Annotated in this window: 25 protein-coding genes; 13 read left to right on the top strand and 12 right to left on the bottom strand. The window is 39.8% G+C overall.

Annotated features, from left to right (window positions below; genetic code table 11):
• Window positions 1-80: 80 nt before the first annotated feature.
• Window positions 81-827, top strand: a complete 747-nt coding sequence (locus J678_RS21965) for an IS5-like element ISAba31 family transposase (protein WP_002122556.1) — start codon at window positions 81-83, stop codon at window positions 825-827.
• A gap of 101 nt (window positions 828-928) precedes the next feature.
• On the opposite strand, the gene J678_RS21960 is transcribed toward J678_RS21965, so the two are convergent.
• Window positions 929-1,504: a TetR/AcrR family transcriptional regulator gene (locus tag J678_RS21960; protein WP_017394012.1), complete on the bottom strand. Its 576-nt coding sequence runs from the start codon at window positions 1,502-1,504 to the stop codon at window positions 929-931.
• Window positions 1,505-2,188: 684 nt separating this feature from the next.
• Window positions 2,189-2,713, bottom strand: coding sequence for a hypothetical protein (locus tag J678_RS23430; RefSeq protein ID WP_017394013.1), 525 nt, complete (start codon window positions 2,711-2,713; stop codon window positions 2,189-2,191).
• 134 nt (window positions 2,714-2,847) lie between these two features.
• Here J678_RS23430 and J678_RS21955 point away from each other — a divergent pair, with 134 nt between their 5' ends.
• Both J678_RS21955 and J678_RS21950 read left to right on the top strand, forming a co-directional pair.
• Window positions 2,848-3,417 (top strand): TetR/AcrR family transcriptional regulator, encoded by a 570-nt coding sequence (locus J678_RS21955; protein WP_017394014.1) that lies wholly within the window; start codon window positions 2,848-2,850, stop codon window positions 3,415-3,417.
• Window positions 3,418-3,558: 141 nt separating this feature from the next.
• Window positions 3,559-4,578: an MBL fold metallo-hydrolase gene (locus J678_RS21950; protein ID WP_017394015.1), complete on the top strand. Its 1,020-nt coding sequence runs from the start codon at window positions 3,559-3,561 to the stop codon at window positions 4,576-4,578.
• 70 nt (window positions 4,579-4,648) lie between these two features.
• On the opposite strand, the gene J678_RS21945 is transcribed toward J678_RS21950, so the two are convergent.
• The gene (locus tag J678_RS21945; protein WP_017394016.1) at window positions 4,649-5,347 is read right to left on the bottom strand and encodes a type 1 glutamine amidotransferase domain-containing protein; all 699 of its coding nucleotides are present in this window, start codon (window positions 5,345-5,347) and stop codon (window positions 4,649-4,651) included.
• 156 nt (window positions 5,348-5,503) lie between these two features.
• Between J678_RS21945 and J678_RS21940 the strand changes: the two genes are divergently transcribed.
• Both J678_RS21940 and J678_RS21935 read left to right on the top strand, forming a co-directional pair.
• On the top strand, window positions 5,504-5,920 hold the full coding sequence (locus J678_RS21940) for a MerR family transcriptional regulator (RefSeq protein ID WP_017394017.1): 417 nt from the start codon (window positions 5,504-5,506) through the stop codon (window positions 5,918-5,920).
• A 76-nt stretch (window positions 5,921-5,996) separates the two neighbouring features.
• Window positions 5,997-6,803: a type 1 glutamine amidotransferase domain-containing protein gene (locus tag J678_RS21935; protein ID WP_017394018.1), complete on the top strand. Its 807-nt coding sequence runs from the start codon at window positions 5,997-5,999 to the stop codon at window positions 6,801-6,803.
• 67 nt (window positions 6,804-6,870) lie between these two features.
• Here J678_RS21935 and J678_RS21930 read toward each other — a convergent pair whose 3' ends face one another.
• The 4 genes from J678_RS21930 to J678_RS21915 form a co-directional block, all read right to left on the bottom strand.
• Window positions 6,871-7,446: a dihydrofolate reductase family protein gene (locus J678_RS21930; RefSeq protein ID WP_031996793.1), complete on the bottom strand. Its 576-nt coding sequence runs from the start codon at window positions 7,444-7,446 to the stop codon at window positions 6,871-6,873.
• A gap of 211 nt (window positions 7,447-7,657) precedes the next feature.
• Window positions 7,658-8,725, bottom strand: coding sequence for a saccharopine dehydrogenase family protein (locus J678_RS21925; protein ID WP_017394019.1), 1,068 nt, complete (start codon window positions 8,723-8,725; stop codon window positions 7,658-7,660).
• Between the two features lie 15 nt (window positions 8,726-8,740).
• The gene (locus J678_RS21920) at window positions 8,741-9,979 is read right to left on the bottom strand and encodes an NADH:flavin oxidoreductase/NADH oxidase family protein (protein WP_017394020.1); all 1,239 of its coding nucleotides are present in this window, start codon (window positions 9,977-9,979) and stop codon (window positions 8,741-8,743) included.
• Between the two features lie 160 nt (window positions 9,980-10,139).
• Window positions 10,140-10,970 (bottom strand): alpha/beta fold hydrolase, encoded by an 831-nt coding sequence (locus J678_RS21915; protein WP_017394021.1) that lies wholly within the window; start codon window positions 10,968-10,970, stop codon window positions 10,140-10,142.
• A gap of 317 nt (window positions 10,971-11,287) precedes the next feature.
• Between J678_RS21915 and J678_RS21910 the strand changes: the two genes are divergently transcribed.
• On the top strand, window positions 11,288-12,184 hold the full coding sequence (locus tag J678_RS21910) for a hypothetical protein (protein ID WP_017394022.1): 897 nt from the start codon (window positions 11,288-11,290) through the stop codon (window positions 12,182-12,184).
• A 53-nt stretch (window positions 12,185-12,237) separates the two neighbouring features.
• Here J678_RS21910 and J678_RS21905 read toward each other — a convergent pair whose 3' ends face one another.
• From J678_RS21905 to abaQ, 3 genes are read right to left on the bottom strand one after another with little or no spacing between them, the layout of a single operon-like run.
• The gene (locus tag J678_RS21905; RefSeq protein ID WP_017394023.1) at window positions 12,238-13,812 is read right to left on the bottom strand and encodes an aldehyde dehydrogenase (NADP(+)); all 1,575 of its coding nucleotides are present in this window, start codon (window positions 13,810-13,812) and stop codon (window positions 12,238-12,240) included.
• Window positions 13,813-13,823: 11 nt separating this feature from the next.
• A complete protein-coding gene (araD1, locus tag J678_RS21900) occupies window positions 13,824-14,822 on the bottom strand; it encodes an AraD1 family protein (protein WP_017394024.1) in 999 nt (332 codons plus the stop codon).
• Between the two features lie 10 nt (window positions 14,823-14,832).
• Entirely contained in the window at window positions 14,833-16,137 is a 1,305-nt protein-coding gene (gene abaQ / locus J678_RS21895) for a multidrug efflux MFS transporter AbaQ (protein ID WP_032027523.1), read from the bottom strand.
• A 169-nt stretch (window positions 16,138-16,306) separates the two neighbouring features.
• Here abaQ and J678_RS21890 point away from each other — a divergent pair, with 169 nt between their 5' ends.
• Window positions 16,307-18,040 (top strand): IlvD/Edd family dehydratase, encoded by a 1,734-nt coding sequence (locus tag J678_RS21890; protein ID WP_031955712.1) that lies wholly within the window; start codon window positions 16,307-16,309, stop codon window positions 18,038-18,040.
• Between the two features lie 83 nt (window positions 18,041-18,123).
• Window positions 18,124-18,840 (top strand): FadR/GntR family transcriptional regulator, encoded by a 717-nt coding sequence (locus J678_RS21885; RefSeq protein WP_017394027.1) that lies wholly within the window; start codon window positions 18,124-18,126, stop codon window positions 18,838-18,840.
• A gap of 61 nt (window positions 18,841-18,901) precedes the next feature.
• Here the strand turns inward: J678_RS21885 and J678_RS21880 are convergent, their stop codons facing one another.
• Together J678_RS21880 and J678_RS21875 are read right to left on the bottom strand one after the other, a co-directional pair.
• Window positions 18,902-19,696, bottom strand: a complete 795-nt coding sequence (locus J678_RS21880; protein ID WP_017394028.1) for a TorF family putative porin — start codon at window positions 19,694-19,696, stop codon at window positions 18,902-18,904.
• 81 nt (window positions 19,697-19,777) lie between these two features.
• Complete coding sequence (locus J678_RS21875) at window positions 19,778-20,692, bottom strand: LysR family transcriptional regulator (RefSeq protein ID WP_000423293.1); 915 nt, start codon at window positions 20,690-20,692, stop codon at window positions 19,778-19,780.
• A 100-nt stretch (window positions 20,693-20,792) separates the two neighbouring features.
• Between J678_RS21875 and J678_RS21870 the strand changes: the two genes are divergently transcribed.
• From J678_RS21870 to J678_RS21850, 5 genes are all read left to right on the top strand, one after another.
• A complete protein-coding gene (locus tag J678_RS21870) occupies window positions 20,793-21,899 on the top strand; it encodes a muconate/chloromuconate family cycloisomerase (RefSeq protein WP_025466176.1) in 1,107 nt (368 codons plus the stop codon).
• Between the two features lie 23 nt (window positions 21,900-21,922).
• Entirely contained in the window at window positions 21,923-22,213 is a 291-nt protein-coding gene (catC, locus tag J678_RS21865; protein ID WP_000897237.1) for a muconolactone Delta-isomerase, read from the top strand.
• A gap of 161 nt (window positions 22,214-22,374) precedes the next feature.
• Window positions 22,375-23,295: a catechol 1,2-dioxygenase gene (catA, locus tag J678_RS21860; protein ID WP_016805309.1), complete on the top strand. Its 921-nt coding sequence runs from the start codon at window positions 22,375-22,377 to the stop codon at window positions 23,293-23,295.
• 134 nt (window positions 23,296-23,429) lie between these two features.
• The gene (locus J678_RS21855; RefSeq protein ID WP_016805310.1) at window positions 23,430-24,101 is read left to right on the top strand and encodes a 3-oxoacid CoA-transferase subunit A; all 672 of its coding nucleotides are present in this window, start codon (window positions 23,430-23,432) and stop codon (window positions 24,099-24,101) included.
• A gap of 18 nt (window positions 24,102-24,119) precedes the next feature.
• Window positions 24,120-24,254, top strand: a 135-nt coding sequence (locus J678_RS21850) for a CoA-transferase (protein ID WP_032027522.1), incomplete at its 3' end; no start/stop codon positions are given.

Raw genomic sequence — 24,254 nt, 5'->3', positions numbered from 1 at the left:
TAGGGTGTGTTGACACTTTTAGCTTAAAAAAATAGCGAAGTAGTAAAATCAAATCGCCAAACCCAATTTTACTATTCGCTATGCCTCGTACCATGCTGACAGATCAACACTGGCAAAAGTTGAAAGTTATTCTGCGTAATTTATCCATTCACCACAACTCAAATTTACGCAATTTTATTGAAGCTATTCTCTATAGAATTAGAACAGGCTGTCCGTGGCGAGATATTCCTTGCTGTTTTGGTCATTCAAACTCTATTTTCAAACGTTTTAATCGTTGGTCAAGCAGCGGTAAGTTTCTTAGATTATTCAAATTACTAGCCTCATGCCCCGATATGGAGTGGATTTTTATTGATGGCTCTCATGTACGTGCTCATCAACATTCTGCCGGCATAGCGAATCAATCTATTTCTAAAAGTGTAGGAGGAAACTCCTCAAAAATACATTTGATTGTTGATGCACATGGCAATCCTATTGATTTCATGATTACCGATGGAACCACACATGATGTTAAAGTTGCACCTGATTTAATATCAACATTAGATTTAAAAGAGACAAAAGTGGTATGTGCAGATAAAGGCTATGATTCAGAACCACTGCGTGAACAGATCAGGAAAACAGGGACTAAAGCGAATATACCAAAGAAAACAAATAGCCAATCGAACAATGACCATATGGACTGGTATTTATATAAAATCAGGCATTTAGTTGAAAATATGTTTTGTAGATTAAAGCAATTTAGAGGAATAGCTACTCGATATGACAAGCTCAAAAGAAATTATCAAAGTTCTGTTGCTTTAGCATGTATATTTTTATGGCTACCTTTATAGGGTTAATTATGAACAGTAAATGTCAACAAACCCTACTCTAAGTTGTTAAATTTCTATATTTTTCAAAAAATTTATTGATTAATTGGCAACTTACTCCCATTTTAAAAACAGGACCAATTAACTGCGCCTCTCTCCCCCAAAAACCTCTCCACCACCACATCCCTTTCATCCAAACTATTTGAGCTTAAAATCTGGAACATCAAACCATCAATTAAGTTTAAAACCATATCTGCACTTGGTTTTAACTCATGAGTTTCTAAACTAAAAATCAGGTCAAAAATCTCATGAAGTAGCCATTTTCTATACTCTATTGCCATACGGTAAGCCTGTGGGTAAGCGATTTTAATTTCAAAAAAGGCTTTTAGTAAAAGGTAGTACAAGCTATTAAAGTTGGCATGTAAGACAATAATTTCTTTAAGTTTCTCTTTTGAAGTGCGGTAATGGCCTGAGTAAATAATGGAGAGCACTTCTTCTCTGAGCAAGCTTTTTTGAAAGGCAATGCAAATTTCGATCAGGCCTTCTTTTGAGCCAAAATATTTATAAAAGGTGGATTTAGTAATTTGGGCTTCTTTAGCAATCAGGTCTACGCCTGCTGTATGAAACCCGTAAGTTGTAAATAGGTGTATAGCAGTTTGAATAACATGTAGTTTTTTCGAAGATATTTCTAAATTTGACATAGTTTTGCCGTTATAAATTCTTGTTGTTTCTAAATGAGATTAAAAAGCCTGTACCTTTTCTGGGAGAAAAAAGGCACAGCAAAGCCTATAAAGACTGTGCTTGGCACATCTCAAGTTTTATTGTTGCTAAGTTTTAGACGTAATGATTTAAAGCCTAAAAAGCCTTACGGCGATCGAGCTGCTTTAATTGATTTAAGTTGTGTCGAGATAGTTTTTGACAGTGACTGCCAATAATTTATGAATGTGCATAGCCAACTCCTTCTTTTGGGAGTTCTGCCGAAACATTATAAATTATGGTGGCAGAACGGAAGCGGGTTGACGGACTGGTTTCAACTCCAGCACACTCGAAAGTGTCCCACTCCCGTCCTACCGCTACGGGAGGGAACGAGGTGTGCACACAAAACTATTCCTCAGAAGAAATAGTCCTGAAGTGGTTGAAATAGCGGTCCGTCAAAACCGACTGGCAATGTAGGCCAGCCCGCAAAGGATAGTATCCAAGTCACTTACAGTCAAGCATACAAAATGACATTTGCTTTAAAATAGATCATTAAAAAGTAAGGATAAATAGTTAAAATTTATTGTTAAATTTTTATTTATAAAATGCATAAAAACAAAACACTCTACCCGTGTCACTGCTCAAATATCCGTTCCAATTAGCAATTCTTTTAGCCCACCTTGAGCCTTTTATGCCAACTTAAATGGAAATAAATAAATGACATTGCTAGCCATAGGATAAATCCCTAGGCTTTCGGTTCTTTCTTTTAATTGTTCTATAGAAAACCCTGAAATCGGCTCACGCCCGCCCCAAACCAACAAGCCTTTTTTAGCATAGTCTTCGAGTACTTCTATGGTTTTCCCATTTTTAAGCTCAATCACAACATTTTTTTCTTTAATTGGGAATAATTGCGCATTTTCATCGGTAACGAACAGGGTCAGGCTTATAGCTGTCGCTATTTGTTCTTGGTATGGCGCGATAATAATTCCATTACTAGCAACTGGCGTGATGCTTAGTTGGGAAAACTGCAAATCAGTTATAGCATCTTGATTGGGAGCTCGACCACTCCATATAAGAATGCCTTCAGGGAACGCGGCTAAAGGTTCTTGGCTGTCATTGATCTCTAGTATTTTTCCGTCATCAAATTTAATAACCAGACTTTGTCCTGCATAGCGCGTTAAAGCACTATTTTGGTCAACAGTAAAAATTTTCATTTAATTTCATTCCCCAACAGCCAGGCATAAGATCATAACGGTTAGCTATCGTTTTAAGTTGGTATTTTTGTTTAGCTTGCATTTTTTCTATTTTTGTTTATGATTGAGTAATCACTCAATTAATCTGTTTGTATATGGCTCGTCCTCGTAGTGAAGATAAACGTAATGCAATTTTAAGTGCTGCTATCGAAACATTAGCAGAGCTTGGCGAACGTGCGTCTACTTCAAAAATTGCTAAAGTTGCTGGCGTGGCAGAAGGCACTTTATTTACCTATTTTAGTAATAAAGAAGAATTGCTTAATCAGTTATATCTTTCGCTCAAGGCTGAGCTACGTCAGGTCATGATGCTTGGTTACCCTACCGACTCAGACTTACAAACACAAATGTCGCATATCTGGCAAAGCTATTTGGACTGGAGTTTAGAAGCTCCCCTTAAACGTAAAGTAATGGCGCAGCTTTCAACATCGGAACAAATTACTGAGCAAAGTAAACAAATTGGTATGCAAACCTTTTGTGATTTTACTCAAAACATTCAAGATCGTATTAACGATGGCAAATTAAGAGATTATCCACCGTTATTTATTGCTTCGATTTTAGGTGCGCTTGCCGAAGTTACACTTAATTTTATTGCCCAAGACCCTTCTCAAACCGAACTTTATCGCAAATCTGGCTTTGAAGCGTTTTGGCATGCCGTTTCAATATAGATAAAAGAGTAAGGATGCACGGCGTCCTTATTTTTAAACCAATTAATGAGTGAGTAAATACTCATTTAAATGAGTTAAAATAAGCACTTAACCCAAGTTCTTATTTGTACATATAGGTTTGTTCCAATAAGGAAAAACAAGATGACGATTTCAAACACAACAAACTTGCCTTCTCCGTTAATGCCATCTCAGCAGCACAATGGCAAATTTAGAAATACGCGTCCGAACCAACACAAGCCTTCTTTTGGCAAAACACTTCAACTTATGTGGAAGTTTCTTTTTAACAAACCAAAAGACACTGTACCTAACAAAGAAATTCCTGTTTTAAGCTTAACCAAAGAACAGCTTTTAAGTGCGCCTGATCGCTCTCTATTTCGTTTAGGCCACTCAACCATTTTGTTAAAACTGCAAAATGAGTTTTGGTTAACCGACCCTGTTTTTTCTGAACGTGCTTCACCTTTTCAATGGATTGGGCCAAAACGTTTTCACCAGCCACCGATTAGCATTGCAGACTTACCATCTATTAAGGGTGTGATTTTGTCGCATAACCACTACGACCACCTCGACTACCATGCGGTTATGCAGCTTAACGATAAAGTTGAACATTTCTTAACGCCGCTTGGTGTGGGCGATACCCTTATTAAATGGGGAATTCCAGCAGAAAAAGTTCAACAACTCGACTGGTGGGACACCACGCATATAGATGGACTTGAACTGGTCGCTACCCCTGCCCATCATTTTTCAGGCCGTGGTATGGGCGATAGCAATGCAACGCTTTGGGCTTCTTGGGTGATTATTGATAATGACTTACGTGTGTTTTTTAGCGGTGACACGGGATATTTTGATGGGTTTAAAGAAATTGGACATCGTTATGGTCCGTTTGATTTGACCATGTTAGAAACTGGCGCTTACGACCCTGAATGGCCCGATGTTCATATGCAACCAGAGCAAACTTTACAAGCACATTTAGACTTAAAAGGACGTCATTTGTTGCCTGTACATAATGGTACTTTTGACTTGGCGCTTCATGCTTGGGACGACCCGTTTGAACGTATTGTGGGTTTAGCTCATGAAAATAATTTAGCCATTAGCACACCGCAAATGGGACAACTCTTGAACTTAAACGAGCCGAATGTTGAAAATTATTGGTGGCGTTCATAGTTTGATAAAAATAAGCCGAACACTCCATTTGCAGTATTCGGCTTATCTTATTTATAACTTTGAGTGATTTTCACGAAGCACTCTTTTCAAGCGTTTCTATAATCGCTAAAGCTGTCTTTTTAGCTGAAAACGGGTTTTGACCAGTAATCAAATTGCCATCTTGAACGACATACGGCGCGAAAGGAATAAAAGCCTTTTCATAACGAGCGCCATATTCTTTAGCGAGCTCTTCGGCATTGTACGGCACTTTTTTCGCTACCCCTGCCAAAACCTCTTCACTCCATGCAAAGCCAGTTAACTTTTTACCTTCTATTAGACGTTTGCCATTTGAAAGTCTGACGTTGAGCAAACCGCAATAACCGTGGCATACACTCGAAACAATCCCACCTTTTTCATAAATATTTTTGGTGATTTCTTGCAGTTCAGGGTTATCTAAAAAATCCCACATCACACCGTGACCACCCGTGTAATAGATCACGTCATAATCTTGCCAATGAATATCGGAAGGCTTAAAAGTATTTGCTAACAGGGTAATAAAAGCTTGGTCTTTTTCTCTGGCTTTAACAGATTTATCTGCAACCAAAGGCGCAAGCGATTTAGGCTCGATTGGGGTTTTTCCGCCATTTGGGCTGACAATATCTTGCACATAACCTTGCTTTTCAAACTCATCATAAGCATGGGTGAGCTCTCCTAACCACAGTCCAGTTTCTTGGTCTACATCCTTGTAGAGTGAAACATTGGTCACGACATGTAATATGCGTTTAGACATTTTGTCACCTCTTTTTTCATACTTATAATTCTATTCTTTCATCTATCAAAGCATAGAAAGCTGTTACTGAAAGTGTGTGCTTGGTAAAGTTATGAACCTTGCTTTTAAATGACTATAAGTCTAAAGTTAACTTGAATGTCAATAGAGTATGTGGTTATGAATATTAGCGAGTTATCGAAACTAAGTGGTTTAAGTACCCCTACAATTCGTTATTACGAGCAAATCGAACTCTTGCCTAAAGCAAAAAGAAAGTCGAATGGTTATCGTGAATATACGGATAACGATTTAAAGCAACTTTCTTTAATTCAACAGGCCCAGCAAGTTGGTTTTTCTTTAGCAGAAATTAAATCATTTTTACCGTCCAAGGTGACTACTTGGAACCATGACGCACTCATCCAAACACTTGAATCTAAAATTCAGGAAATCGAACTTTTAGAACAAAAGCTTAAAGTCAGTAAGCAAAATTTACTCACTATGATTGAAGCAATTAATAACAAACCTGATGAAATTACCTGTGAAGAAAATGCCGAACGCCTTATGAATCTCTATTACGATAAATCAAAAACGCCGTAAACCTATAGAATTCTATTGACCTTAAAGTACACTTTAAACATACGATGGATCACAGGTGATAAATGAGGAACCTGTGATGTTTAAAGTGTGGAATTTTCAACGTTGGTTAAGCATTATTTTTGCCATTCTTTTATCTACAAATGTGGTTTATGCCGCAGGTTCAGATAAAGCTCAAAGCTTTGCAAAAACAAATGGAAAAATTTTAGTCGTCATGACTAATCATTCGGCTTACCCTTCTCGTTCAGATAAAACAGGACTTTGGCTAACCGAACTCACCCATTTTTATGATGTTGCATTAGCTGCCGGCTATGAAATGGACTTTGTAAGTCCTTTAGGTGGTGCAGTGCCTCTAGATGAACGTAGCTTAAAGTCTATTTACTTAGACAAATCTGCCCGTCAGCATTTAGCCGACCCAGCATTTATGCAACGGCTAAAAACAACATTAACTCCGAACGCGATTAATCCTACCCAGTACAAAGCCATTTACTATACGGGTGGGCACGGCACCATGTGGGATTTCCCAAATAATAAAGCTTTGCAAAATATTAGCGAACAGATCTATCGCCAAGGTGGAGTCGTTTCAGCAGTCTGTCACGGTGTAGGTGGTTTATTACCTTTGCAGGATGAAAATGGCAAACCGTTAATTGCAGGTAGAACTGTTACGGGTTTTGCAAATATAGAAGAAACACTTTCTGGTATTAAGTCTCAAGTTCCATTTTCTTTACAAAATGGACTCATTGAACGTGGTGCAAAATATAAAGAAGCATTTATTCCGTTTACCTCATATGTGGTTTCAGACGACAGAATTATTACTGGACAAAACCCTCAGTCGAGTAAAGAAATTGCCGAAGCAGTAGTTAAACGTTTAAGCAGCATGAAATAAATCTAAAAAGACGAATTACAGACTAGCCTTGTAATTCGTCTTTCTCATATAAATATTATAGAAAAAATTAACCAACCTTTTGATAGTGAAGAGCTATCGCACCAGAAGCAAAGGTTTTATTTTCAATAAGTTTAAGATTGGTCTTTTGCTGAATCCCTTGGAATAGTGGAAAGCCACTACCAATTAAAACGGGCGAAACCGTAATTTTATATTCATCAATTAAACCAAGTTGCATTAGATAGTGTGCAAACCGTGGACTCCCCAAAATCACCATATCCTTGCCCGGTTGCTGCTTGAGCTTATTAATTTCTTCTTCAACATGATCTTTCACAAGTCTGGAATTATTCCATTCAACTGTATCTAAGGTGGTTGAAAAAACGATTTTTTCTGTCTTTTCAATCCACTCAGCATGATTTCGTTCATGCTCCGAAGCTTCGGGGTTTGAAAGCATGGTTGGCCAATAATTATGCATCATCTGGTAAGTCGCACGTCCCCAAATTACCGTATCGGCAGTGCTCAAGATTTTATTTGCATGATTTGCTAAATCGGCATCATAAGCAATCCAACCTATGTCCATTGCCCCATTTGGTCCTTCGACAAAACTATCAAGCGATGCATGTAGAAACAGTATGAGTTTTCTCATTATTCTCATTCCTTTGTTATGAAAAAGATTTATCGCTTTTTAGTATATTCAATTTAAATGATGTCTTATGGAGTGTTTTGTTTTCTGATTTTTCTAGTATCTATATAGCCCTATATCTTCCTGAAATATATATAAATTATATAAATGACCCGAACAAGAATGACTCCTTATTCGGGTTATCTATAAACATACTGTTTTAATAAAGACTTGGTTAAGTAATGACTAGCGGCCCAGAACCCGGCAGCTCGGTCACTAGCTTATAGCCCATTAGTTTTGCGGGTGTATATGTACCGCCTTTTACGGTATTTTTGAGTAAATAATTCACCACAGTCAGTGAGCCATTTACGGTAAGACTATAGGCGTTTTCCGTTTGAATACGGGCAGTTTTGATTTCCCCACGTGCATTTCTTGCTTCACCCCAAACATAGGTAGGTACTTTCGCGCGAAGCTCCTCATTTGGCCCCACAACCGTTTTTTCAATACGTGACTTAATAAACTTCTGCACAACATTGATTTTTAATACCGGGCGTACATAGTTCAGCATTTTCGCGCCAAAAATCATTTTAGGAAATGCGGGTACAAATACTTCAATGTTTGGAATGCCGGTTGTATAGAACGCTGTAGATACGTCCCCCCAAGGAACACTCATGGCACTTTTTTTGCCATCACCAAAATCAATAGTCCGGACATAATGTGCTAACGGAACAGTGGTAATTTTTCCGTTTTTACGAATTTTTCCACCTTCGGCCATACCTTCTGTACTTGTTTTGGCTGTACCCGGTGAAAACCCAGTTCTAGAGTCAAAACCAAGCGCTAAATGGGTCGCATCTGGCAGTGCTTCTTTCAAGGCAGCAGCAACACAGTCTGTTGGAATGACATCGAAACCCACACCCGGACAAAGCACAATATCGGCTTTTTCGGCTTGGCTGTTCAGTGACTGTGCCAATTCAAATACAGCAATTTCACCCGTAATATCTAAATAGTGAGCACCTGCATTTATACAAGCTTCCATCATAGGCTTCGATGTCGCTGAAAAAGGCCCTGCACAGTGCATAACCAGTTTAAAACCTTGAAGTTGCTCACTTATTGCATCTACGTTATCAAGTCCAAAAGCTTTATAGTCAAGCCCCAACTCTTGAGCAAGTGCTGCAACCTTAGCTTTGTTACGGCCAGCCAAAGTCGGTTTTAGACCTTGGCGTACAGCTTCACGAGCGATTAATTCGCCCGTGTAGCCATTTGCTCCATAAATTAACCAGTTTGAATCGTTAAGATTTGTCATAACACAACTCACTTTTTAAGAAGCAAATGAATAATCACGCATGCCTTTTTTATACTGGCGAGTACGGCATGACATCGCTGATTGTTGCAAAATTAAAGCCCAAGCTGGTGAAACATTTGGTTTTGTTTTTTTACCAGCACTTAAATTACGTAACTGGAATTTGACCACAGCCATATTGGCAAGTGAAGCCAATGTTTTATTTTCCCATGTAATTGGTTTGAGTTCAGGTGAAATATTTTGGCCTTGTTTCCAAGCATTCGGCAAATTAGGTTCAATGGCTAAAGCTGTGGCAATACCGACCATATCTACACCACTTTCAATTACTTTTTCTGCTACTTGTTTACGGCGTATGCCACCTGTCACCATAACAGGCATTTTGGCAACTTTACGAATTTCTTGTGCAAATTCTAAAAAGTAAGCTTCACGGGCAAGTGTACGACCATCACGTGCTTGGCCTTGCATTGCAGGCGCTTCATAACTACCACCTGAAAGTTCAACCAAATCGACTGCCTGCTCATTTAACATTTTAACCACTTGTTGAGCATCTTCAGCGCTAAAACCGCCACGCTGGAAATCGGCTGAATTTAGTTTCACTGCAACCGTAAACTGTGGCGAAACCACTTTACGAACCGCTTCCACAATCTCAATTAAAATACGAGCGCGGTTTTCTAAAGAACCACCCCAACGATCTTGGCGTTTATTGCTGAGTGGAGAAAGAAACTGGCTTAGTAAATATCCATGCGCTGCATGAATTTCCACACCAGTAAATCCTGCTTTTTCACCTAATCGTGCCGTGTTTGCAAAACGCTGAATCACTTCTGCAATCATGGATTCAGTCATTTCAATTGGTGTGTTAAAGCGATTTGACATTTTGCCAAGATCTAGTGAAACAGCTGATGGCGCCCAAGTCTGCTGACCTAGGTTAGCTTGCATTTGTCGACCCGGATGGTTAATTTGAAGCCAAACCTGAGCACCTTTGGAACGGCTAATTTGTGCCCATTTTTTGAAAGTATCTAGATGCTTTTCATCTTCAAGAACCACACCGCCCGGTCCAGTCATCGCTCGGCGGTCTACCATCACATTTCCGGTAATGATTAGACCTACGCCACCATTTGCCCAAGCCTGATATAAACGCATTAATTCTTCTGATGGTGCATGGTTTAAATCAGCCATGTTTTCTTCCATTGCCGCTTTAGCAATACGGTTAGGAACATATGAGCCATTTGGGAATACTAATTTTTCGAACACTTTCATTGGAATGACCTCATTCAGTATGGCTTTACTTTAAGATTAAAGCTAACTTTAATGTCAATACCTTTTATTATTTCTCTCTTTATTACTTTTAATTTCATGGGGTTATAAATAAAAAAGAGGCACTTAATAGGCCTCTTTTTTTAAAGTTTATAGCTTTAAATTATTCGCGAATAAACGCTAATAAGTCCGCATTAATTACTTCATGGTTTACGGTTAACATACCGTGAGAAAAACCTGGGTAGATTTTGAGTTGGCTATTTTGAAGTAACTCAGCAGATTTCACACCAGACGTCTTATAAGGCACGATCTGGTCGTCGTCACCATGTAATACCAAAACAGGAATGGTGATTTTCTTTAAATCTTCGGTAAAGTCAGTTTGTGAGAACGCCACAATACCATCGTAATGTGCTTTTGCACTGCCCGTCATACCCTGACGCCACCAGTTAGCAATAATACCTTCAGATGGTTTCGCATCTGGTCGGTTAAAACCATAGAATGGGCCAGATGGGAGGTCTCGGAAAAATTGTGCACGGTTGGTGAGAACCTGATTTTGAAGGTCATCAAAAACTTCTTTTGGTAAACCTTCAGGATTATTTTCAGTTTTAACCATAAGCGGTGGTACTGCACTGACAAGAACAGCTTTCTTGACGTTTTCCTGACCATGGCGAGCAATATAGTGAGCCACTTCACCACCACCTGTTGAATGGCCAATATGAATTGCATTTTTAATGTTCAGATGTTTAACCACTTCTGCAACATCATCTGCGTAATGGTCCATATCGTGACCATCCCATACCTGACTCGAACGCCCATGTCCACGGCGGTCATGAGCAACTACACGAAAACCTTCTTTAAGGAAAAAAAGCAATTGTGTATCCCAATCATCTGAACTCAAAGGCCAACCATGATGAAAAAATAGAATTTGGGCATCACGTGGTCCCCAATCTTTATAAAAAATCTCTACACCGTCTTTTGTCGTTACGTATCCCATCTTTGTTCTCCTGCTAAAAAACTACTTATAGATTGGTTATAAAATTTGAATATTGATACTAAGCTTAAAGTTAACTTTAAGGTCAATTACTTTAATTGTATTTTTAAAATAAAATTTATATGAAAGCACGGCCTTAAACTCTTCTCATCTTTCCCCTTTTTTATTTCATTTAAATGTCAAAGCCTTTAGCCATCAAAATTAAAATCTTGACTTTAAAGTGAACTTTAAACTTATAGTTTCTGTAGTGGTTCTAAATTAACACGTCTTCATATGGACAGCATTAGATACTCGGTCAATTAATGTAAAGGTGAATTTTCATGGATATAAAACAACAATTTACTGAGGTTGAATTTGGACAACAAAAAATCAAAGTACCTAAAGGTGGTTATTATGACCGTTTTAGAATGAATCCCGATTTAGATGAAGTCGCTCAAGACCCTGCTGCTGGTAATATCGACTTTTTCCGTCATATTCCTAAAAAAATTGTGGAGTCCCGTGTAGGTCCTGTTTGGGCACCCAACTTTTATTATCGTAGCGCAAATGTGCAACTGCTGATGCTTGCGCCTATTAAACAGATTAAAGCAAAACTTCCTGCTGACTTAACACCATTACAGCCCTTCCCGGGTTATGGGTTGGTCGCTGTTACGTTCTTTACCTATTCGGTTTGTGACAATGACCCTTATAACGAAGTGTCGATTGCGATTGTGGTACGCAAGCCTAATGCGCATGGGCCACATATTGCAGAACTAATCAAATCGATGCGCCAACGTCATTTTTATGCACATGTTTTGGCGTTACCTGTCGATACAGAAATTGCCAGAGTGCGGGGTGTATATGGTTATCAATTACCGAAATGGCTGACTAAAATTGACGTGAACATTAACTCAAAAAGCGTTCAAGCCAATATTTTTGGTCTTAATGGTAAGTTAGATTTAAGTTTAGAGACTGCTGTCCCCCCTTTAAAACATGTTGACTCTGAAACACATATTAATAAAGCAACCATGCTACATATTGTTGATGGCAAATGGCACCAGACAGAGGTTCAATCGAACATTCTTTCTTTCGCGCAAAAACTTTTTCCAAGGAAAGTACGACTTGTGAAAAACGAAGGCCCTTTAACAAAGCTATTAAATGAACTAGGTGCTTCAAAAATTTTGCGTTTAGATGTTATAGAAGATGCACAAGTCGTGCTTAATTTGCCTACTCCGCTATAGATTTATTATTCGAAATATAAAAAAGAGACCAACATATGGTCTCTTTTTATTTTTTAGATTGCTTCTCTAGTCATCTCACCATTCACCAGTCTTAAAATCTGCAATGGGTTGCTGTCTTTTAAAGCTTCTGGCAATAAACTTTGCGGATAGTTCTGGTAACACACAGGTCTTAAGTAACGGTCAATAGCTAATGTTCCAACTGAGGTGCCTCTTGCATCTGAAGTGGCTGGGTATGGCCCGCCGTGTACCATTGCATCACATACTTCAACACCCGTTGGGTAGCCATTTATAAGTAATCGACCGGCTTTTTCCTCTAAAACTGGCACTACATCTGCAAACTCGGTTAAGTCAGCTTCGTCGGCAATTAAAGTCGCAGTCAGTTGACCATTCATGCTTTGTAGCGCCTGAATGAGTTGGGCTTTATCTTCAACTTCAATAATGACTGTGGTTGGCCCAAAGATTTCTTCCTGTAAAAGCTGGTCACCCGCCAGTAAAAGCTCAACATCAGCTTTAAATAATTGCGGCTGAGCCTGATTGCCTTGTTGAGTTTGACCCGCCAAGTGTTCAATCCCTTGATGCTGGGTTAAGTACTCAAGACCAGCGGTATAACTTTTTAAGGTTCCGGCATTGAGCATAGTTTGTGCAGGCTTAGTCCACATAATGTCGGTTAGGTTGCTAATGAGCTGGCTAAATTCGACCGATTTAATACCCAAGATTAAACCCGGATTGGTACAGAACTGACCACAGCCTAAAACCACCGAATCAGCCAAGTCCTGTGCAATTTTTTCACCACGATTTTTTAAGGCTTCTGGCAACATCAGCATCGGGTTAATACTGCTCATTTCCGCAAACACCGGAATCGGTTGTGGACGGGCTGCGGCCATGTCACATAAAGCGCGACCACCACGTAATGAACCCGTAAAACCTACAGCCTGAATTAAAGGATGCTTAACCAGTGGTTCACCTACGCCATTACCATAGATCATGTTAAACACACCTTTAGGCATATTTGTTTTTTCTACGGCACGTTCAATTGCCTGAGCTACAAAGTCTGCTGTGGCCATATGTCCACTATGGGCTTTTACCACTACAGAGCAACCTGCTGCCAGTGCCGAAGCAGTGTCACCACCCGCAGTTGAGAATGCTAAAGGAAAGTTACTTGCCCCAAAGACTGCAACAGGGCCAACACCGACTTTAATCTGGCGCAGGTCTGGGCGTGGTAAAGGCTGACGCTCTGGTAAAGCAGTATCAATACGGGCACCTAAAAAATCACCACGTCGCAACACTTTGGCAAATAAACGCATTTGTCCACTGGTACGGGCACGTTCACCTTGTAAGCGTGCAAGTGGCAAAGCGGTTTCCTGTGACACGATTTCAAGAAAATCTGTACCCATTGCATCGAGTTCATCGGCAATATTTTCTAGAAAAACAGCACGCTGTTCAGGTGTGGTATGGCGGTAAGTCTTAAACGCTTGACTGGCAGCTTCACAGGCCTGATTAACCTCTTGCTCGGTTGCATGGTGAAAATCATAAGACAAAGTTTCACCAGTTGTTGCATTTACACTTTTCAATAAGCTTGTACTTTGTGCGCTACGTGAACCGCCAATAAAGTTGTGTCCAATGACCATTTTTATATTCCTTAGAGAGTAATAACTGAACCGATCGGTAACTCGGGTTGCATATGAGCAAGTTTGTTTCTGAGTGGATAACCAAACTCTTTCATTTCTATTTCAAACTCATCATTAACTTGTGCTTGAATACCATCGGCAAAGGATAGAGTGGCTGTACCGAAATAATGGATATGAACATCGCCTGCTTTTAAGAATTGTTGATACTTAAAGTGGTGATATTCCAGATTTGCCAAGCTATGACACATATTGTCTTCACCTGACAAAAACTCTTTTTCCCAAATGATTTGTCCATCACGGCGCAAACGGCTGGTTCCGACTAAATGTTTTGGTAATTCGCCTGTCCGTAAAGCTGGACCAAAACTACAAAAACGCAATTTTGAATGGGCCAGATATAAATAGTTACGGCGCTCCATTACGTGATCAGAATATTCATTGCCCAGTGCAAACCCGATTCGGTAAGGCTTTAAGTCCTCTCCAATAACATAGAGGCCTGCAATTTCAGGTTCTTCGCCGCCGTCTTCAGCAAATGGAGGTAAAGGCAGCTCTGCTCCCGGTCTTACCACAATTGAACCGTCGCCTTTATAAAACCATTCCGGTTGTGCACCGATCTGACCTTCGGCTGGACGCCCCTTTTGTAATCCCCATTGAAATATCCGCATGGTGTCGGTCACCGAGCTGTCATCGCTTAAATTTTGTTGATGCATTTTGTCTCGTGCAGATGCAGAACCTAAATGGGTTAAACCTGTACCGGAAATTAAACAATGCGTTGGATCTGGATGATCTAAAGGCGGCAATACCTTTAAGTCTGCTAATAAAGATGAATAATCATAAGTTTCGGACTCAAACCCTAACGCCTCAATTTGTTGCTCTAATGAAACTTTATTGCGGATTGCTAAAAGTGCTAAATCACGAACCGATTGAATATCTTTAACCGGATATGCCATGTTGCCTTCTACTTTGGCGACGGCACGTTGATTTGCACGATTCTCAAATTGAATAATTTGCATGTTTTATTCCTTACAAAGGCTTTTGAATATTCACTGTTTGTGTTTTTTGGCGTTCGAGCTTGGCATAGACGATGTAGGTTAAAATCAAGCCAAAAAGCATGACAATAGATAAGAAATACAAACCAGCAGCCATATTTCCCGTGTATTCTTTTAACAGTCCGATACTAAATGGCCCGACATAGCCACCTAAATTTCCAACAGAGTTAATTAAGGCAATACCAGCTGCTGCACTTGCACCCGTTAAGAAACGACCAGGTAGTGTCCAAAACACGGCAGTCGATGAAAATAGACAGAACGCAACTACAGCCAAAGCTGCCAACTGCATAACTGGCGAATTTAGCCAACCACTTAAAAACATTGCACAAGCACCTAGTGCATATAGAAAACTTAAGTGTCCGTAACGATCGTTCAGGCGGTCAGTACTACGTGGAATAATGAGAAGTCCAATAATTCCAAAAATATAGGGAATGCTAGATAAGAACCCAATTTGAATATCACTACCTCCGCCAAATTGCTTAATAATGGTAGGAAGCCAGAGATTTAAACCATAAATACTTAAAGTTACTGGTAAATAGTAGAGTGCTAATAAAAGTACGCGTTTGTCTTTTAAGGCATGTAGTGGATTGGCATGTCGGGGTTGGTCATATTCAGCTTCATCTTTAACGAGTTCATTTTTAAGCCATTGTTTTTGTTCAATGCTTAACCATTTCACTTTATCAATGTTATCGGGCAGCCACAAAAATGTCGGTAAAGCCAATAAAACCGCAGGTAAGCCAACTGCAACGAACAACCATTGCCAGCCGTGTAAATTTGCAATGCCATCCATTCCAAGTAATAGACCCGCTAAAGGCCCTGCAATCATCATGGCAATCGGTTGTGAAAGTACAAACATTCCCATAATTTTTCCGCGATGCCGCACTGGATACCACTGTGTAATCAGGTATAAAACACCAGGGAAAAAACCCGCCTCTGCTACACCGAGTAAAAACCGTAAGAGATAAAAACTTTTAGGGCCTTGAATAAGCGCCATGGCCATGGTGATGAGGCCCCATGTTAATAAAATGCGGGTAAACCATTTACGAGCACCAAATTTGTCTAAAAGCAAATTACTTGGAACTTCAAAAAGAAAATATCCAATAAAAAATAAGCCAGCTCCTAGACCATAGGCAGCATCACCAATTCCTACATCAGCACCCATATGCAAATGGGCAAATCCGACAGCGGCCCGATCAATGTATGCCACCAGATATAGTATGACTAATGCAGGTATCAGCTTAAACGTGACCGTCCGTATTACATCCTTTTCGAAATCCATGTTCGACTCCATTTCCTATTATTTACTTATAGAGCATCTTGCTCGTAAATTATCCTTTCAATTTAAAATATAGTAATACTATTTAAATTTCAAACCTTTTAAAAATAAAATTTATGGTGTATTTTTAATTAAATTAATTCTAATAGTAATACTATATAGGGAAATTTGTATGAATAACAAACAAGTTCTTCGTTCGGCTGCCTGGTTTGGTACAACGGATAAAAATGGCTTTATGTATCGTAGCTGGATGAAGAACCAAGGAATTCCAGATCATGAGTTTCAAGGCAAGCCCATCATTGGGATTTGTAATACGTGGTCTGAACTCACCCCATGTAATGCGCATTTTCGAAAAATTGCCGAACATGTAAAAAAAGGGATTTTAGAAGCGGGCGGCTACCCTGTTGAATTTCCAGTATTTTCAAATGGTGAGTCGAATTTACGTCCTACCGCCATGTTTACCCGTAACTTAGCCAGTATGGATGTCGAAGAAGCTATTCGTGGTAACCCTATTGACGGTGTGGTCTTACTGACAGGTTGTGACAAAACCACGCCTGCATTATTAATGGGAGCTGCAAGCTGTGATATTCCAGCCATTGTAGTGACTGGCGGTCCCATGCTGAATGGTAAGCACAAAGGTAAAGACATTGGTGCAGGTACCATCGTTTGGCAAATGCATGAAGAACTCAAAGCAGGCAAAATTGATTTAAATGAATTTTTATCTGCCGAGTCTGGTATGTCTCGTTCGGCTGGTACATGTAACACCATGGGCACCGCTTCTACAATGGCGTGTATGGCTGAAGCCTTAGGTACTTCCTTACCCCACAATGCGGCCATTCCAGCGGTAGATTCTCGCCGTTATGTGTTGGCTCATCTTTCTGGTATGCGTATTGTTGATATGGTCCATGAAGATTTACGCCTTTCTAAAATCTTAACCAAAGAAGCCTTTGAAAATGCCATTAAGGTCAATGCAGCTATTGGTGGTTCAACCAATGCCGTAATTCACTTAAAAGCAATTGCTGGACGCATTGGGGTTGATTTACAACTCGATGACTGGAACCGTGTTGGCCGCGGCATGCCAACCATTGTCGACTTACAGCCATCGGGCCGTTTTTTAATGGAAGAGTTCTATTATAGCGGCGGCTTGCCAGCCGTAATTCGTCGCATGGGTGAAGCCAATCTCTTACCACATCCTCAAGCTTTAACCGTAAACGGACAAACCATTTGGGAAAATTGCCAGCAATCACCTATTTATAACGATGAAGTGATTCGGAAAATAGATAACCCAATTCGACTAGATGGCGGCATGTGTATTTTACGCGGAAATTTAGCGCCTAAAGGTGCGGTGCTTAAACCGTCTGCTGCTACACCGGAGTTGATGAAACACCGTGGCCGTGCAGTCGTATTTGAAAACTTCGATGATTATAAAGCCCGTATTAATGACCCAGATCTAGATGTCGATGAAACTTGTATTCTTGTGATGAAAAATGCCGGCCCTAAAGGCTATCCGGGCATGGCCGAGGTAGGAAATATGGGGCTGCCACCAAAAATTTTAGCCAAAGGCATTACCGACATGGTCCGTATTTCCGACGCACGTATGAGTGGAACAGCTTATGGCACTGTAGTTTTGCATGTTGCTCCAGAAGCCATGGCAGGTGGGCCTTTGGCTGTAGTTCAAAATGGTGACTTTATTGAACTGGATGCCTACGCTGGAAAACTTCATCTAGAAGTGAGTGATGAAGAGCTTCAGCAACGTCTTGAAAATTTAGGGCCTCCAGCTCCACCAAGTTTTATTGGCGGCTACCGTAAGCTCTATGTAGAACATGTTTTAAAAGCCGATGAAGGCTGCGATTTTGATTTCTTGGTCGGTTGCCGCGGCTCGGAAGTTCCACGTCATTCTCATTAATATTTATTCTTGAAAAAGATGATCTTGTTAAAAGACAAGGTCATCTATACCATAGGATATTCAACATGTCGTAATAGTGAAATATGAGTAAAGCTGACTATAAAAATCCTATTCCAAGCAAAAGCCAACATGCATTAATTGTTCAACAATTGGGATTAAAAATCGTTTCTGGAGAAATCTCAGAAAATGAAAAACTCCCAAGTGAAGTTGATTTATGTGAAGAATATAAAGTCAGCCGCCCTGTCTTTCGCGAAGCCATCCGTGTTTTAAATGCTAAAGGTTTAACTTACTCAAGACCTAAAATCGGGACTGTAGTTAGACCGAAAGAAGAATGGCATTTGCTCGATCCGGATGTATTGTTTTGGTTGATTCAAACGACACCTGAGCACGAGTTTTTTAAAACCCTTTCTACTGTACGACGAGTTTTAGAACCAGAGCTTGCTTATATCGCGGCAAGCACAGCAAATGAAGAGGATATTGAGCGCATTAAACAAGCCTATAATGGGATGGAAAAAGCGACAACAGTTGAAGAGTTTATAGAACCCGATATTCAGTTTCACTTAGCAATTGCTAAAGCAACGCATAATGATTTATTGGCTTATATGTCAAAAATGTTGGTTTTACCTTTGCAACAATCAATTCAAGTAACAAGCCTACGTCCAAATTTGCAAGGCCATTCGCTACCAAGACATAAAGCAATTTTGACAGCAATTGAAAATAAAGATCCGCTCTCTGCTCGCCATGCTTCACTCGTTCAGCTAGATGACACTAAGATGGCGTATGATTTAATTAAAAAATAATTTTGTATATGAAATTTTTAAAGCCTGATAACAAAAAGTGATCAGGCTTTTTATTTATAAATTAGAACACTTTTTTTACAGAGACTGTAAAAGTTGAATCAATTGGATTTGAAATAGGTGCACCCGGCTCACCATTGCTATACTTTTTATAATAAGCATTTTTATCCCATGCCTTGGTATAGGCTAATCCTGTACTCCAACCATCACCTAAATCTTTAATTACTTCGGCTTTAACATCTTGAAAGTTCGACTCTGAAAAGTTTTTGATTCTTTCATAGCCATAGTGGGCACCAAAAGTCCAAGTTTCACTGATCGGCTGAGTAAAGTTAACATCTAAATAACTTGATCCTCTTGACCTTTTACCAGCAGGTCCACCCATGGTTTTAGAGTTATAACCAGCATAATCTGGCGTGTAAGTCACAAAGTATTTAAGGCTTAAAGGACCATAGCCAATTTGAGGTACAATTTCACCATAGTTATAACTCGTACTTCCCGTTTCTGGTGTACTTTTAGCGCCTGGATAGTAATAATAAAAAATAGACATACCAATCGAGAATTTATCGATTGTTTTTAAATAACCTGTATAAAAATCCCATTCAACTGAAGCATCTCGCAGATAGTTAGAGCTGACACTTGATGCCCAAGTTCCTACAAAAAAACCATTCGGGTTAGCATAATCCAGTCCACCTTGTAAGGCTGGTTTACCCCAAGTTTGTTGGAAACCACGTGAAATATATTGACTAGCAAAAGTCACATTCGCGCTATAAGGAGAAGTTTTTTCTTGTTCTTTTAATTGTTCCGCATGTACAACGCTAGTAGACATAATAAGTGAAGCTAAACTTAAAATTTTTCTCATTCAATAATTCCTTTTACATATTACCTATAGGTTTAAAGTTTTAAAATAACATGATAATTCAATTTAAAACGTATTAAAAAATTATAAATTTAAATTTCTGGATACTTCTTCTTCGCTATAGATCTCTTCAATGCAATCTAAAATTTTAGGAATATAGGAACTTTGATCCATATTGCGCATGGATAGAGAGATGGGACTATAAGCTTCTAAATCTAAAATATTTAAATAAGTTAGATTTTTCATACCAATATCACAGGCACTTTCCGGAATAATACAAATACCCTCACCGGATGCCACTAAGCCAAGTGCCATATGAATTTCTCTTACTTCAGTCAGCTTGGCTGGAACAAGACCTAATTTGGTAAATAAAGCTTGAATAGTGGTCGAAAAATTTGGTTTAGGTGTGGTTGGATAAGAAAAAATCGTCTCATTGATAATTTGAGATAAATAAATTCCTGACTCTTGGAAATCACTTAATGGGTGTTTTTTATGAATCGCAAGTTTTAATTTTTCTTTGCGAAGTAAAAGCCGTTTAATTGCTGGATCACTAATTGGTAATCGACCAAAACCTAAATCAATTTTACCGAGTTTTAATGCTTCTACCTGATCTCGTGTACCACATTCAATAAGCTCGACATGAATATCAGGATTTTTTTGTCTAAATAGATAAATGACCTGTGGTAATCGCCCATAAAGAAGCGAACTCACATAACCCACTTTAACAACGTTCTCGACCAGCTTCATTTTTTTAGCCATCGAAGCAGCTTGAGCGGTGTGCGTCAAAATTTGCACCGCATGCTGGTAAAAAAACAGCCCTGCTTCCGTTACTTTTAATGGACGAGAGCCTTTTTCGAATAAATCGATCCCTAATTCTTCTTCTAGTTTTTTGATTTGGCGTGTTAAAGGTGGCTGAGCAATAAAAAGCTTTTCTGCGGCTTTCGTCAGACTCTGTTCTTCAACAACGGTAACAAAATAACGTAGATGTCTTAATTCCATTAATATACCTTTTTAGTATCTTAAAATACCGTTCTATATCTATTTTAGGCTATTACATTCTTCTATGGTATACAAACAAGTTCGTAATAGTTGAAACTTCATGTATAGAACCATAGAAACCATACTTGTGGATATTCCAACTATCCGTCCTCACCAGTTGTCTGTGACTACTATGCGTACCCAGACTTTGGTACTCGTTAAAATTACGACCACGGATGGTATTGTCGGTTGGGGTGAAGCCACCACCATTGGTGGGCTGAACTATGGTGAAGAAAGTCCTGAGAGTGTCAAAGCCAATATTGATACCTACTTTGCACCATTACTGACATCAGTTAAAGATTTAAATGTTGCACAAACACTAAAACTGATTCGTAAAAATATTAATGGTAACCGCTTTGCCAAGTGTGCCGTTCAGACTGCCCTACTTGATATTCAAGCCAAACGTTTAGGTGTGCCATTAAGCGAAGTTTTAGGTGGACGTCTGCGTAATAGTTTACCTGTGCTTTGGACGCTTGCGTCTGGTGACACGGAAAAAGATATTGCTGAAGCTCGCAAAATGATTGAGCTAAAGCGCCATAACACGTTCAAACTTAAAATTGGTGCACGTCCTTTACAGCAAGATGTTGACCATGTGATTGCGATTAAAAAAGCATTAGGTGCTGATGTTAGTGTACGTGTAGATGTAAACCGTGCATGGTCAGAACTTGAATGTATTCATGGTATTCAACAGCTCCAAGATGGTGGAATCGATTTAATCGAACAACCATGTGCAATTCAAAATACCGAAGCTCTTGCTCGCCTCACCCATCGTTTTGATGTAGCCATTATGGCAGATGAAGCTTTAACTGGACCTGACAGTGCATACCGTATTGCAAAAAATCATGGTGCAGATGTATTTGCCGTCAAGATTGAACAATCTGGTGGCCTGATTGAAGCATGTGAAGTTGGCAAAATTGCTGGTTTGGCTGGTATCGACCTATATGGCGGCACCATGCTTGAAGGTCCTGTAGGAAGTATTGCATCGGCCCATGTATTTGCAACCTTTGAAACATTAGCGTTCGGCACTGAATTATTTGGTCCGTTATTACTTACCGAAGAAATTTTAAAAGAGCCGCTACGTTACGAAAACTTTGAATTGCATTTGCCAACAGCTCCGGGCTTAGGCATTGAAATTGATGAAGATAAGATTGAGAAATTACGTCGTTAAGGCAACAGGATAAGGAGTTTCCCATGTTATTTCATGTACGTATGGATGTGCATATTCCACTTGATATGCCAGCCGACAAAGCAAATGAAATTAAGGCCGTTGAAAAAGCTTATTCGCAAGAATTACAACGCCAAGGTAAATGGCGTCATATCTGGCGAATTACAGGCCAGTACTCGAACATCAGCATTTTTGATGTCGAGAGCAATGAAGAATTGCACAACATTTTACAGGGTTTACCTCTCTATCCATACATGGACATTGAAGTGATGGCAATGAACCGTCATCCATCTTCTGTTCGTGATGATGATTCGTAAATCCAAAGAATTTTTTTAAATGTGATCTCTGAAGTCCATTTATAAACCAAGCAGATTATTCAGAAGGTAACAAGGAACGTGGTAGCAACTATTTGCTAGCAATACAAAATGCCCGCAGTGCTACCACCCAAAACCGTATTGCATACTTAAGGAGTTTTAGTATGAACCGTCAACAAATTGATGCGCTTGTAAAACAAATGAATGTCGACACAGCAAAAGGTGAAGTCGATGCACGTGTTCAACAAATTGTAGTGCGCCTTCTTGGGGATTTATTTCAAGCCATCGAAGATTTAGACATCCAGCCTTCTGAAGTTTGGAAAGGTTTGGAATATTTTACCGATGCAGGTCAAGCAAATGAACTTGGTCTTTTGGCAGCTGGCTTAGGTTTAGAACATTATCTTGACTTACGTGCAGATGAAGCAGATGCCAAAGCTGGTGTTACTGGCGGTACACCTCGTACTATCGAAGGCCCACTTTATGTAGCTGGCGCGCCTGAATCAGTTGGTTTTGCACGTATGGATGATGGAACTGAAACTGGCAAAATCGATACCTTAATTATTGAAGGTAAAGTAACTGACACGGATGGCAATATTATTGAAAATGCTAAAGTTGAAGTATGGCATGCTAACAGTTTAGGTAACTATTCATTCTTTGATAAGTCTCAATCTGACTTTAACTTACGCCGTACCATTTTCACTGATGCAGATGGTAAATATGTAGCGTTAACCACTATGCCAGTTGGTTATGGATGCCCTCCTGAAGGTACAACACAGGCTCTTCTTAACAAGTTAGGCCGTCATGGTAACCGTCCATCTCACGTTCACTACTTCGTTTCTGCGCCGGGTTACCGCAAGCTAACTACTCAATTCAACATTGAAGGTGATGAGTACTTATGGGATGACTTTGCTTTCGCTACTCGTGACGGTTTAGTGGCAACAGCAGTAGATGTAACAGACCCTGCTGAAATTCAACGCCGTGGTTTAGATCACGCTTTCAAACACATCACATTTAACATTGAATTGGTTAAAGAAGCTGCTGCTGCTCCTTCAACTGAAGTTGAACGTCGTCGCGCTAGTGCTTAATTGAAAGTGTATGTGAGTTAAAAGTTCGCTTTTGACTCACAAAATTTACTCCATTTATTACTACCATTAAGAATTTGAATAAATTTTTAGCGGTAGTAATACATCACGTTACCTCATGCTCTAAGGTTTCTCACATGATTGACAAAAGTAAGTCCTCACTAAGCGAGGTTTTATCGCAGATTAAAGATGGTGCAACCATTCTGATTGGTGGTTTTGGTACCGCAGGACAACCCGCTGAACTCATTGACGGTCTGATTGAACTCGGTGTTAAAGGCTTAACCATTGTGAGCAACAATGCCGGTAATGGTGACTATGGTCTGGCTAAACTGCTTAAGGCCGGTTCAGTAAAAAAAGTGATCTGTTCTTTCCCACGTCAGTCAGACTCTTATGTGTTTGATGAACTGTACCGTGCCGGAAAGGTGGAACTTGAGGTTGTTCCGCAAGGTAATCTGGCTTGTCGTATTCAGGCAGCGGGTATGGGACTTGGAGCAGTGTTTACACCAACAGGCTTTGGAACACTTTTGGCTGAAGGCAAAGAAACCCGTCATATTGATGGGAAAGATTACGTACTTGAATATCCGATCAAGGCTGACTTCGCCCTGATTAAAGCTTATAAGGGCGACCGCTGGGGTAATCTGGTTTACCGTAAATCTGCACGTAACTTTGGCCCGATTATGGCCATGGCTGCGGATGTCACCATTGCTCAGGTTTCTGAAGTGGTGGAGCTGGGTGGATTAGACCCTGAACACATCATCACCCCGGGTATCTTTGTACAGCATGTTGTACAAGTATCGCCCGCACAGTAAGCAATAAGGAGAAATAACATGAGCTACCAGAAACTCAGCCGTGACCAGATTGCACAACGTGTGGCACAAGATATTCCCGATGGCGCCTATGTGAACTTGGGCATTGGCTTACCGACTAAAATTGCCAGCTACTTACCTAACGATAAAGATATT

The organism is Acinetobacter sp. 1424608 (genome assembly GCF_000588255.1).
Lineage (GTDB): Bacteria > Pseudomonadota > Gammaproteobacteria > Pseudomonadales > Moraxellaceae > Acinetobacter > Acinetobacter nosocomialis.
Note: the sequence above shows the minus strand (reverse complement) of the source record. Positions and strands in the feature narration are given on the sequence as shown.